Origin of the sequence: Vibrio sinensis (assembly GCF_003605645.1) — a bacterium.
In the GTDB taxonomy this organism is placed as follows: domain Bacteria; phylum Pseudomonadota; class Gammaproteobacteria; order Enterobacterales; family Vibrionaceae; genus Vibrio; species Vibrio sinensis.
Genome location: NZ_QVMU01000002.1, coordinates 96977 through 110281, shown reverse-complemented (window position 1 = coordinate 110281; position 13305 = coordinate 96977). Strand labels below are relative to the sequence as shown.

General features: G+C 43.3%; 10 protein-coding genes. 7 read left to right on the top strand and 3 right to left on the bottom strand.

All coding sequences use genetic code 11. The features are described from left to right. The first annotated feature begins 159 nt into the window (after positions 1–159). From der to DZ860_RS04020, 3 genes are all read left to right on the top strand, one after another. Positions 160–1647: a ribosome biogenesis GTPase Der gene (gene der / locus DZ860_RS04030; protein ID WP_120029644.1), complete on the top strand. Its 1488-nt coding sequence runs from the start codon at positions 160–162 to the stop codon at positions 1645–1647. 72 nt (positions 1648–1719) lie between these two features. Beyond that, the gene (locus DZ860_RS04025; protein ID WP_120029643.1) at positions 1720–2598 is read left to right on the top strand and encodes an alanyl-tRNA editing protein; all 879 of its coding nucleotides are present in this window, start codon (positions 1720–1722) and stop codon (positions 2596–2598) included. Between the two features lie 349 nt (positions 2599–2947). Beyond that, positions 2948–3172, top strand: coding sequence for a zinc ribbon domain-containing protein (locus DZ860_RS04020; RefSeq protein ID WP_120029830.1), 225 nt, complete (start codon positions 2948–2950; stop codon positions 3170–3172). Positions 3173–3213: 41 nt separating this feature from the next. Here the strand turns inward: DZ860_RS04020 and xseA are convergent, their stop codons facing one another. After that, entirely contained in the window at positions 3214–4545 is a 1332-nt protein-coding gene (gene xseA / locus DZ860_RS04015; protein ID WP_120029642.1) for an exodeoxyribonuclease VII large subunit, read from the bottom strand. Between the two features lie 235 nt (positions 4546–4780). On the opposite strand from xseA, the gene guaB reads away from it, so the two are divergent. The 3 genes from guaB (at position 4781) to DZ860_RS04000 (ending at position 9020) form a co-directional block, all read left to right on the top strand. Beyond that, a complete protein-coding gene (guaB, locus tag DZ860_RS04010; protein ID WP_120029641.1) occupies positions 4781–6244 on the top strand; it encodes an IMP dehydrogenase in 1464 nt (487 codons plus the stop codon). Positions 6245–6427: 183 nt separating this feature from the next. Beyond that, positions 6428–7981: a glutamine-hydrolyzing GMP synthase gene (guaA, locus tag DZ860_RS04005; protein ID WP_120029640.1), complete on the top strand. Its 1554-nt coding sequence runs from the start codon at positions 6428–6430 to the stop codon at positions 7979–7981. Between the two features lie 442 nt (positions 7982–8423). Next, on the top strand, positions 8424–9020 hold the full coding sequence (locus DZ860_RS04000) for an acetate uptake transporter (RefSeq protein ID WP_120029639.1): 597 nt from the start codon (positions 8424–8426) through the stop codon (positions 9018–9020). Between the two features lie 120 nt (positions 9021–9140). Here DZ860_RS04000 and DZ860_RS03995 read toward each other — a convergent pair whose 3' ends face one another. Further along, entirely contained in the window at positions 9141–10688 is a 1548-nt protein-coding gene (locus DZ860_RS03995; RefSeq protein WP_120029638.1) for an alanine/glycine:cation symporter family protein, read from the bottom strand. A 296-nt stretch (positions 10689–10984) separates the two neighbouring features. Further along, on the bottom strand, positions 10985–12286 hold the full coding sequence (locus tag DZ860_RS03990; protein ID WP_120029637.1) for a D-amino acid dehydrogenase: 1302 nt from the start codon (positions 12284–12286) through the stop codon (positions 10985–10987). A gap of 108 nt (positions 12287–12394) precedes the next feature. Between DZ860_RS03990 and DZ860_RS03985 the strand changes: the two genes are divergently transcribed. After that, positions 12395–13303, top strand: a complete 909-nt coding sequence (locus DZ860_RS03985; RefSeq protein WP_120029636.1) for a LysR substrate-binding domain-containing protein — start codon at positions 12395–12397, stop codon at positions 13301–13303. Positions 13304–13305 lie beyond the last annotated feature (2 nt).

Sequence of the window (13305 nt, the reverse complement as noted above, 5' to 3'; positions counted from 1 at the left end):
TCGTGATATAATTCACATTCGGCTCCTGGTTGGTGACAGCTAGGAGCCGTTTTGTGTTTAACGTTTATTGTTGTAGTTATAGGTAAGCACTGGCTAAACTGTCGATATGGCAAGTCATTACCTATAACTACATAACAAAAGAAGATTGTAGAGGTTGTTATGGTACCTGTTGTTGCATTAGTTGGACGTCCGAACGTAGGTAAGTCTACGTTGTTCAACCAATTGACTCGTACTCGCGACGCATTAGTTGCGGATTTTCCTGGTTTAACTCGTGACCGTAAATACGGTCATGCAAAACTGGGTGAGCATGAATTTATCGTTATCGATACCGGTGGTATTGATGGTAGCGAAGAAGGTGTTGAAACTAAAATGGCTCAACAGTCGCTTGCAGCGATTGATGAAGCGGATGTGGTTTTATTCCTTGTAGATGGCCGTGCTGGTCTTACTGTTGCTGATGAAGCAATTGCACAACACTTACGTCGTATTGAAAAAACTGCGATGTTAGTTGTGAACAAAATTGACGGCATTGATGCTGATGCAGCAAGTGCTGAATTTTGGCAGTTGGGCGTTGATGATATGTACCAAATTGCTGCGGCGCATGGCCGTGGTGTAAGTGCATTGATTGATCGCGCATTAATGCCAATTGCTGAAGAAATGCAAAAAGAAACCGAAGGTGAAATCGAAGACCTAACGGACTTTATTGATCAAGAAGAAGAGCAAGTAGAATTTACCGAAGAAGAAGCGGAAAATGAATTCAAACGCCTTCAAGATCAGCCAATCAAATTAGCAATTATCGGTCGTCCTAACGTAGGTAAATCAACACTAACTAACCGTATTTTAGGTGAAGAACGTGTTGTTGTTTACGATATGCCAGGAACAACACGCGACTCAATCTACATTCCAATGGAACGTGATGGTCGTGAATACGTACTGATTGATACGGCGGGTGTTCGTCGTCGTCGTCGCATTAACGAAACTGTTGAGAAATTCTCAGTAGTTAAAACGCTAAAAGCGATTGAAGATGCAAACGTTATTTTATTGGTTGTTGATGCTCGTGAGAACATCTCAGATCAAGATCTAAGCCTACTAGGTTTTGCGTTAAACGCTGGTCGCTCTATCGTACTTGCTGTAAACAAGTGGGATGGTTTGGACAATGATGTGAAGGAACAAGTGAAGAAAGAACTAGACCGTCGTCTAGGCTTTGTTGACTTCGCTCGCATTCACTTTATTTCTGCATTGCATGGTACTGGTGTTGGTCACTTGTTTGAATCTGTTCAAGAAGCATACAAGTCAGCAACAACGCGTGTAAGTACCTCTGTACTGACTCGTATTATGAAGATGGCAACAGATGATCACCAACCACCAATGGTCCGTGGCCGTCGTGTGAAACTTAAGTATGCGCACGCAGGTGGTTATAACCCACCAATTATCGTGATCCACGGTAACCAGGTGAGAGAATTGCCAGATTCATACAAGCGATTCTTGATGAACTACTACCGCAAGGCGTTGGAAATTATGGGTACACCAATCCGAATCCAATTCCAAAATAGCGAAAACCCGTTTGAAACTAAAACGAATAAGATGACTCTTTCTCAAGAGCGTCAACGTAAGCGTTTGATGGGTATGGTTAAAAACCGTAGAAAGTAGTATATAATTTAGTTTGATTAAAGCGCCTTCATTGTAAGGCGCTTTTTTGTATCTGTAATAAAGGAAATTATTATGCAAATTACACCAACGCATGTTCATTTCTGTCATGGAATTTGGACGTTAAATAGCGTTGTACAGCATGTTAGTCGCAACAACGATCAGACTTATATCTTGACTGAAGCGACGCCTTTTCATCCAGTCAGTCATATTTGGCCCGATCATCCAGCTGACCGAGGTACGTTAACCGTCAATGGTAAAACTTACGCTGTTGAGAACTGTCTTGTTGGAGCTGTTGAGTTGGCGAGTCATACCTTGTATGTCGATAAAGCCATTCCAGTTAAACGAGATGAGTCAGGTTGGGCTTTTGTTGTCGTCCATTGCCTCACCGATTCTAGTGTTGATATTGAAGTAGGTATGAATATTGAGCTTAGCGTTGATAAAGAGTATCAACTTGCACTTAGCCGAGGGCATAGTGCTGGCCATCTTGCATACTTAGCTTTAAATAAGGTACTGGTGGATCAAGGCTATTGGCGCAAGTCAGCCGATCGTCAGGATCCGCATGGGAATGCCGATTTCAATAGTTACGCTCAAGTAACCAGTTTTGTTACAGAGGATAAATGCGTCGATACTTACCGGTTAGGTAAGACCTTACGCAAGCGAGGCTTAAATAGTGCCGATATGTTGAGCGACTTGACCGGTATTTCATCATTAGTCAATCAGCAGCTAACCCAATGGCTGCAATTGGGCTCAGAAGTTAAAGTCTCCTGCCATGGTACGGCATTAACCGATTCACGATACTGGCAATGTGATTTACAAGAGGAGCAGATAGCGGAGATCCCATGTGGTGGAACGCATGTGTCATCACTGCTTGAATATCAAAATATAGAAATGACGTTGATTGCTGTAGATGAACAGAACATTGAAATGCACACGCATGTAAATCGAGCATAGTTGCACTTGTAGATTTTCATTAAATGCTGAAAATTCTGATTTTAATGCTTAATGTAAGAATATTAATCTGTTTAAAATCCATATACAGCATATGTAACTTATGCTTTCGGTGTGTGGTGATATAAATATTCTTTTATAGGCTGATCGCTGATCAAATTGGATTTAGCGGAAGATCCGCAGTTGATCTTTTGCCTTTTAATCATGCTATCGGAAAGCATTGAACATAGGAATATCACGTAGCAGCGTTGTGATAAAGATCAATACTGCTCAGTGTGGATTGAGTAACATACTCGAAAATTTAATGGGTCATCATGAATATGATAACGATAAATGGAGTGACGAGAGAAAAATGAACGAAAACTCATGTCCAAGCTGTGGAAACGAGTTGATTTGGAATGGACACTATCATTGCGAAGATTGTAATGTAGATTACAAGAAAACAGGATATTGTCCTGATTGTGAGGCTGAGCTTGAAAAGCTACAAGCTTGTGGTGCAGCTAACTATTTCTGTAACCACTGCAATGAACTTAAATCAAAGTCAAAAGTACGTTTTGAATTTCAAAAACAGGCATAGTGACTGAAATGAACCATCACTAGGTGATGGTGCTCGTATATTTAGAGAACGGTGGAGTGAACTTCGCCAGTTGATAAGCGGGTGATCATGGTATCGCCCGTTTTTACCTCAGAAGCGTTAGTGATGATCTTGCCTTGCTCTGTCTGGCTAATTGAATAACCACGTTTAAGAGTCGCTAACGGACTGACCGTATCCAGTTTCTCAGCGGCAAGTGCCAACTGATGACGAGTCTTGAGTAATTTTCGATCCATTGCATCAAGTAACTTCTGCTCTAAGCGAGATAGGCTTACCTTACGCTCAGCTAGTTTGCTGACCGGGGAATGGAGCTGAAGTTTATACTGCTGGCGCTCTAACTTTTGTTGATGGCGAGCCACATAGCGGTTCATCGCTCGTTCGAGATTCAATTGTAATTCATCGAGTTGTTGATTTTGACGCTGCAATTGATGGCGAGGATGGTGACGTTCTAGTCGGTGCAAAAGCGCGACGTTGTGTTGTTTCTGCTCTGCAAGATAATAGCGAATAGCACTAAATAATTTCTGCTGGTAGTGACCAATAGATTGCGCTTTATGGCTGTTATCACGGCTGACCAATTCAGCAGCCGCGGAAGGGGTTGGTGCACGCATATCCGCAACAAAATCGGCGATCGTCACGTCGATCTCATGACCGACAGCACTAATAATCGGAATTTGACTCGCGGCAATAGTGCGAGCAACGATTTCATTGTTGAAGCACCATAAGTCTTCTAATGAACCACCGCCACGACCAACAATCAGAACATCACACTCATTTCGAGTGTTTGCTCGGCCAATTGCTTGCGCAATTTGAATTGCCGCATCTTCACCTTGAACCAAAGTAGGGTAGATGATGACTGGCAATGATGGGTCACGTCGTTTCAGGACATCAAGAATATCAAATAGAGCAGCGCCTGTTTTAGAGGTAATGACTCCGACACACTTTGGGTGCTCCGGTAACAATTTCTTGTTGGTTTGAGCAAATAGTCCCTCTCCAGCTAACTTCATTTTCAGTTCGTCAAACTGTTGCTGAAGTCGACCATCACCCTCAGGTTGCATACTTTCAATGATTAATTGATAGTCACCGCGTGGTTCATAAAGTGATAGACGAGCTTTAACTAACACTTGATTGCCATTTTGAGGCTTGAACGTAACACGATGATTATTGCCACGGAACATGGCACATTTAACTTGAGCGCGGGAATCTTTTAGCGTGAGATACCAGTGTCCGGAGACAGGGGCAGAGAAGTTTGAAATCTCACCCATGAGCCAAACAATCCCCATTTCGTTTTCGAGTAATAAGCGAACTTCTGCATTGAGACGAGAAACGGTGAAGATGTTTTGATTGGTCAGAGATGACACAGCTAATTTCCGTGGGCGTGAGTATGGAAGTTAGCGGCAATATAATACATAGCAAGGGGGTAAATGCAAGAAAAAAATTAAAAAAATTTGTGGTCAAGCGTATCTGTTGACCGTATAATCCCACCGCAATATCTAATCCAAATGTAGCTTAGTTTAAACAACTCGCTACCCTCATTATGCGAAACGATGAGACCGGATTACTTTTTTTTACTCCTCTAATTGTGAGATATTGCAAATGCTAAGAATTGCCAAAGAAGCGCTGACATTCGATGACGTACTACTCGTGCCAGCTCACTCCACTGTTCTCCCAAATACAGCTGATCTTCGCACCCAGCTGACGAAAAACATTTCTCTGAACATCCCAATGATTTCTGCGTCTATGGACACAGTAACTGAAGCGCGCCTTGCAATTGCACTTGCACAAGAAGGCGGCATTGGTTTCATCCACAAGAATATGTCTATCGAACAGCAAGCAGAGCAAGTTCACTTAGTGAAAATCTTTGAAGCTGGTGTGGTTTCAGCTCCTGTTACTGTACATCCTGATGCAACGATTGCTGATGTTGTTGAATTAACTAAGAAACATGGCTTTGCTGGTTTCCCAGTTGTTACTGAAAGCAATGAGCTTGTTGGTATCATCACTGGTCGTGACGTACGTTTTGTAACTGACTTAACTAAGAAAGTTAATGCAGTTATGACGCCTAAAGAGCGCTTAGCTTCAGTAAAAGAGGGTGCATCTCGTGAAGAAGTTCAAGAGAAGATGCACAGTGCACGTGTTGAAAAAGTATTGGTCGTGAACGATGAGTTCCAACTGACTGGTATGATTACAGCAAAAGATTTCCATAAAGCAGAAACGAAACCAAACGCGTGTAAAGATGCGCAAGGTCGCTTACGTGTTGGTGCCGCAGTTGGTGCAGGTGCTGGTAACGAAGAGCGTGTTAGAGCACTTGTTGAAGCGGGTGTGGACGTACTACTTATCGACTCTTCTCACGGTCATTCTGAGGGTGTTCTTAACCGTATTCGCGAAACGCGCGCAGCATTCCCTGATCTAGACATCATTGGCGGCAACGTAGCAACTGGTGCGGGCGCTAAAGCTCTTATCGAAGCTGGTGTAAGCGCTGTAAAAGTGGGTATCGGCCCTGGTTCAATCTGTACTACTCGTATCGTAACTGGCGTAGGTGTTCCACAAGTTACTGCTATTGCTGATGCGGTTGAAGTAGCAGATCAATACGGTATCCCAGTTATCGCTGATGGTGGTATCCGTTTCTCTGGCGATATCTGTAAAGCAATCGCAGCTGGCGCATCATGTGTGATGGTTGGTTCAATGTTCGCAGGTACTGAAGAAGCACCGGGCGAAGTGATTCTTTTCAATGGTCGTTCATACAAATCTTACCGTGGCATGGGCTCATTAGGTGCAATGTCTCAAGGTTCTTCAGATCGTTACTTCCAATCTGACAACGCAGCAGACAAGCTGGTTCCAGAGGGTATTGAAGGTCGTATCGCATACAAAGGTCACCTGAAAGAGATCGTTCACCAACAAATGGGGGGTCTTCGTTCAAGCATGGGTCTAACTGGCTCAGCAACGATCGAAGTTATGCGTACTAAAGCAGAATTTGTTCGTATCTCTGGTGCGGGCATGGCTGAATCACACGTACACGACGTTCAGATCACTAAGGAAGCACCAAACTACCGTCGCGGTTAATCTTTACTTAGCCAAAGAACCATGACGTAAACGTTTGCTTTTTTCCTTGAAGCATTGATAAGAGGCGGGTAAACTCGCCTCGATTTCATAACCTATAACCTTAGCTCAGGATAGAACATCCATATAATGTGGGTCTTCTCAAGCGATACCGCTTAGCTGAGGTTAACGATAAGATTGCCTAAAATGACTAAAAATATTCATGACCAACGTATTCTGATTCTGGACTTCGGTTCTCAATACACTCAGTTAGTAGCACGCCGTGTACGCGAAATTGGCGTTTACTGTGAACTTTGGAGCTGGGATGTAGAAGAAGCGGATATTCGTGAATTCAATCCAGACGGCATCATCCTTTCTGGTGGCCCTGAAAGTGTAACTGAAGCGAATTCTCCACGTGCACCTCAATATGTATTTGATTCAGGTGTTCCAGTCTTCGGTGTATGTTACGGCATGCAAACCATGGCTGAGCAACTAGGTGGTAAAGTTGCTGGTTCTGATGAGCGTGAATTCGGCTACGCAGCAGTGAAATTGACAGGTGAATCAGCACTTTTTGCAGACCTTGAAGTTACACAAGATGTTTGGATGAGTCACGGCGATAAAGTCGTTGAAATTCCAGCCGATTTTACCAAAATTGCTCAAACGGATACTTGTCCGTACGCAGCGATGGCGAATGAAGAGAAAAAATACTACGGCGTTCAGTTCCACCCAGAAGTAACGCACACTAAAAACGGCCTTAAAATGCTAGAAAACTTCGTACTAAATGTATGTGGTTGTGAGCGTCTATGGACTTCTGAATCTATCATTGAAGATGCTGTTGCTCGTATTAAAGAGCAAGTGGGCGATGACGAAGTAATCCTTGGTCTATCTGGCGGTGTTGACTCTTCTGTTGTTGCAATGCTTGCACACCGTGCAATCGGCGACAAACTAACGTGCGTATTTGTTGATAACGGTCTACTTCGTTTAAACGAAGGCCAACAAGTGATGGAAATGTTTGGTGACCAATTTGGTCTAAACATCATCAAAGTTGACGCAGAAGAGCGCTTCCTTAAAGCGCTAGAAGGCGAGTCAGATCCTGAAACGAAACGTAAGATCATCGGTCACGTATTCGTAGATATCTTTGATGAAGAGTCGAAGAAACTGACTAACGCTAAATGGTTAGCACAAGGTACGATCTACCCAGACGTTATCGAATCAGCTGCGTCTAAAACAGGCAAAGCACATGTGATCAAATCTCACCATAACGTAGGCGGATTGCCAGACGATATGGAAATGGGCTTGGTTGAGCCACTACGTGAGCTATTTAAAGATGAAGTACGTAAGATTGGTCTAGAACTTGGCCTACCTTACAACATGCTTTACCGCCACCCATTCCCAGGACCAGGCCTTGGCGTTCGTGTTCTTGGTGAAGTGAAAAAAGAATACTGTGACTTGCTACGTCGCGCTGATGCTATCTTCATTGAAGAGCTTCATGCTGCAGATCTTTACAACAAAGTATCACAAGCATTCACCGTGTTCCTACCAGTACGCTCTGTAGGCGTAATGGGTGATGGCCGTAAATACGATTGGGTTGTATCGCTACGTGCGGTAGAAACTATCGACTTTATGACTGCTCACTGGGCGCACCTACCATACGACTTCCTAGGTAAGGTTTCTAACCGTATCATTAACGAAGTTAACGGTATCTCACGTGTGGTTTACGATATTTCAGGTAAGCCACCAGCGACGATCGAATGGGAATAATATTCCTGTCATATTTGAAGTAGCAACGTTGTTGATTTATCCATTTCATCCTAATCACATAGTAAACCTATGCTCATTGGGCTGAAATGGCTTGTCGCCTAGTTGCAACTCCAACTATTTTGGGAATGAGTTTGCGTATTTGACGTAAAAATTAAAATAGTAAAGCCAGCCTTCGGGCTGGTTTTTTTGTATATTTTGTTAGCAATTTGGGTGGAAGTTGCTGTTTTTACGCGCAAATGCTGGGGTGGGAGGTTGAAATTTTACTGGGTTTTTCTTGTTGGTTTATTGGCTTTTCGTGAAAAATGTCGACACTTTCCTGTCTATATGACTAAGTGTTTATTTATGTAATATAAGTTTTCAGTCAATTGCTGTTGTGTTTATTCTGACCACCCTTAAAATCTGCGCGTAATTTTTATCACATTTTTTGAAAAGGTACACCCCAATGTCTACAAAACTGGCTAACCCAGCACCATTAGGTCTAATGGGCTTCGGTATGACAACCATCCTGCTAAACATCCATAACGCAGGCTTTTTCCCAATTGACTCTATGATTCTGGCTATGGGCATCTTCTACGGTGGCCTAGGTCAAGTGCTTGTAGGTATGATGTGCTTTAAGCGTGGTGATACGTTTGGTACAACAGCGTTTACCTCCTACGGTCTATTCTGGCTAACTCTTGTTGGTTTGCTAGTAATGCCTAAAATGGGTCTAGAACCAAGCCCACACAGCTTCATGGGTTGGTACCTAACATTATGGGGTATCTTCACTGGTTTCATGTTCATTGGTTCACTATGCTACCCAACAGCGAAGCAAGTAGTGTTTGGTTCTCTAACTATCCTATTCTTCCTGCTAGCTGCTCGCGATTTCACTGGTAGCACTGTAATCGGTACTATTGCTGGTATCGAAGGTATCTTCTGTGGCGCAAGTGCAATCTACTTCGCAATGGCTCAAGTTCTTAACAATGAATTCGGTCGCGTAGTACTGCCTGTTGGCGAAAAGCGTATCAAGCCAATCGTTGCAGCTGAACAAGTAGCAGCTTAATCGCTCTATTGTTCGTTATACGATGAAAAGAAAAGGGTTAGCCAATAGCTAACCCTTTTCTTTATCTTTGTGCCTAATCGTTGAAATCTAAATTAGACATTAGAACCACTGCTTTATTATTTAAGCGGATGGCTGTTCGACGATGTTGGTTTTTTCTTCTTCTTCTTTAGGTTCGTTACCGGTCTTACGTTTGTATTTCTGTTCCCAGTAATCCGCACCTTTAATCCCTAGTTTTACCGGGTTGAAAATAAACTCCGTCACACCACGTTTTTGTTGTTCTTCGTAATCAGCTAGTGCTTTTAGTGCAGGCTTCGACATGAAGAAAATAATTAGGATACCGACGATGTTTAGCCAAGCCATCAAGCCCACACCAACATCACCCATTGCCCAAGCTAAATCAGCTGTTTTTACTGCGCCGTAAAAGACGGCTGAAATCAACACGAGCTTAAGAATAAACATCATGCCATTCACTTTGAATGTACGGCGAATGTACGCAATGTTAGTTTCAGCAATGTAGTAGTAAGCCAAAATAGTGGTAAATGAGAAGAAGAATAGTGCTAGGGCGATAAATGGTTTACCGACACCAGGTAGGGCACTTTCAATCGCAAGCTGTGTAAATACAGGGCCATTCGCACCGATTTCAGGTGGCAGGTTTTGAACCAAGAATGCACCTTCCATTACTCCCTGAACATTGTATGCACCTGTGATTAAAATCATAAATGCTGTCGCAGAACAAACGAGTAATGTATCGATATAGATAGAAAAAGATTGTACGAGGCCTTGCTGGGCTGGGTGATCCACATTAGCTGCTGCAGCTGCATGTGGACCTGTACCTTGACCCGCTTCATTTGAGTAGACTCCACGTTTCACACCCCAACCAATCGCGGCACCAAATCCAGCCATAGGCGTGAATGCGTCATCGAGGATCATTCCGATGATACGTGGTATTTCACCGATATTCAGTAGGATGATGATAAACGCAGTAATGATGTAAGCTAGAGCCATGAAAGGCACGACAACCTGAGTAAAGCTAGCAATACGCTTTACACCACCAAAAATGATAAAGGCTAGGATAATACAAATAACGGTACCGGTAAGGATTTTAGCAAAACTGAATGTACCGATAGCCGTTTCGATCATATCGCCAGTACCAAATGCAGCTTCAACCGCATTACCGATACTATTGGACTGAACGCCAGGAAGTAAGACACCACATGCAAAGATTGTCGCGATAGCAAATATCCACGCATACCACTTTTGTCCCATCGCTTTTTCAATGTAATAAGCTGGACCACCGCGGAATTGGCCGTCATCTTCTTCTTTGTAGATTTGAGCCAGAGTTGATTCAGCATACGCCGTAGCCGCACCGAAAAATGCGACGGTCCACATCCAGAAAATAGCACCAGGGCCACCAAATCCGATTGCGGCAGCAACACCAGCGATATTACCTGTACCTACACGGCCAGATAGAGAAACGGCAAGTGCTTGGAACGAGGAAATACCCTTGCTCGAGCTTTTTCCAGATAAAAGTAGGCGCCACATTTCGAAAAAGTGACGGATTTGAACGAATCGAGTCGTGATGGAATAGAACAAACCTGCACCTAAACATAGGTAGATGAGCGCTGGGCTCCAAATGATTCCATTCATAAAATCAACGAAAGACTGCATAAGCGTTTTTCCCTGTTGCTGTTGTTGTGTTTGTAATGTGGGTGAAATATTAACCTTTATGTAAGTTAATTGTTAAATAAAGTATCTTTTGAGTTCAAATGTCGTGATGGTGAGCACAAAATGCTGTTGTTTTTAATTGCACTGGTTTAAATGTTTATTAAATTAATTTCATTTGGTGTTTTAAACGAAAATGATCAATTAATTCATGAGTAATGCATTTAAATTCAAACTAATAAAGGTGGTAAGTTCTCTGTATGAACGGGATACCACCATATAAAATGTTGTTGGGAGGTGGATCAGTGTGTGTAACGTGACAGATTAAATTCATCATGTTGGGTTACGACGGGCTGACACTGCGTTACCACATCCGCTAGCAACTGCGCAGAGCCACACGCCATTGTCCACCCCAAGGTGCCATGTCCCGTATTCGTATAAAGATTTGAAAACGATGTTTTGCCTACAATCGGTGTCCCATCGGGGGTCATAGGACGAAAGCCAGTCCAATATTCGGCTTGTTCAAAGTTAACACCGTTGGGAAATAAATCCTGAACGACGTGTTTGATGGTTGCTAAGCGTTTATCGGGTAAAGAGTGATCAAATCCAGCTAATTCGGCAGTACCCGCGACGCGAATACGGTCGTCGAAACGAGTGAGAGCGACCTTATAGGTTTCATCCATAATCGTTGATTGAGGTGCAAAATCTGGGTTAATAATCGGTAAGGTGAGTGAGTAACCTTTCACTGGATAAATCGGAAGATCGAGATTTAAGGGGCGCAGTAATTGGGGTGAGTAGCTTCCAAGAGCAACAACAAATGCGTCCGCTTCAACATCGCCTTGATCCGTCTGTACTGCGTAAATTGTGTCGTCATGATGCTTTAACCCTTGAATATGGGTATTGAACATGAATTTAACGCCGGCCCGCTTAGCATGTTGTGCGAGTTGTTGGGTAAATAAATAACAGTCGCCAGTTTCATCTTCCGGTAGATGCAGTCCGCCAATTATTTTGTCTTCGACGGGCAATAAACCCGGCTCTTGCTTGATACATTGAGCCACGTCTAACATTTGGTGGCGTGTACCACTTTGCTCTAATAAACGCAGATCTTTTTCTATCGCCTTGAGCTGCTGCGGGGTACGAAATAATTGTAAAGTGCCTTTCTGTCGGCCTTGATAATCAAGAGGGAGTGTATTGCGAAGCTCACTTAAGCACTGCTGGCTATGCATCGCAAGTCGTAACATACGTGATTTATTGTTCTTATAATGTGTCGCTTGACAGTTAACCAACATCTTAGACACCCAGCTAAGTAGCTCTGGGCTAAGAGAGGGTTTTATTTTTAGTGGTGCATGCTTGGAAAACAACCAACCGAGGGCTTTGGTTGGAATGCCCGGCGCAGCCCAAGGGGAGGAATAGCCATAGGATATTTGCCCAGCATTAGCAAAACTGGTTTCTTCAGCGACCTGATGTTGCCGATCAATGACAGTCACATCATGGCCTAGTTGAGAAAGATACCAAGCGGATGTCACCCCAATAACTCCACTTCCTAATACTGCTATTTTCATTTGAACGCCTCTCACTTTTAGAGTCGCCAAGAATAATTTCATTTACATGTGGTTAACAATCGATTTAAATTGATAGCAGCGTTTAGTAAAACTAAAACCGCAAAGCGATAGTGCGCGGGTGTGGATGAGTATTTTTTAGCTAGGAATAAGATGAATAACTCGATGTTGTCAGGTTTAAAACTGATTTGTTTACTCAGTAACTATACGAGTCTGAGCCGAGCCTCCCGTTCTTTACACCTGACAACAGGCGCATTGAGCCAGCAGTTGTTAGCTACCGAGCAGCAGTTAGGCTTTAGTGTATTTGAACGCCACTCCCGTGGGATCCGCTTAACACAACGTGGGCAGCAGTTAGTTTCTGAACTTTCGCCATTATTTACTTCAATTTCAAATGTAGTCGAGCAGCATTGTGCTTCTTCATCGACACAATCGATTCGTTTGAAGTTAACCCCATCATTTGCTTTTAAATGGTTAGTGCCTAGGCTCGATCAGTTTCAACGCTTACATCCTGATATTCAGATTCAAACATTTGCTGAGGGCGCCTTGGTCGATAGTGACAAAGGCGATTTTGATATTGCGATCGATTATGGACCACTGACTTATTCTAATCAGAAGGCGGAGCTATTAATGACCGAGCAGTTGATCGCTGTTGCTAGTCCGCACTATGTTGAGCAGCATCCTTGGTTGATGAACAAAACACTTCCCAGCAATTGGAACGCGATGACCTTATTACATGATGCGATGCCTTGGAAGCATGCCTCACAGGATCATGAGTGGGCATACTGGGCACGCCAGAATGGCGTTTTAGTTAACAGTGCTGATGGCCATTTTTTTAATCGTACTGACATGTCGATGTCTGCCGCAGAAGCGGGTGTCGGTATTGCTCTCGCTAGGAAAGCTTTAGTTGCTGATGAGATACAAAATGGAAAGCTCATTGCTCCATTTGATGCGATTGAAGCACAGGCGGGTTACTTTCTGTTAGTACAAGAACCCAGTGAGAGCACAGAAGCGTTTCGTTGTTGGTTGATTAGTGAAATCGCCGCAAGTAATGCGAAAGGTTAAGG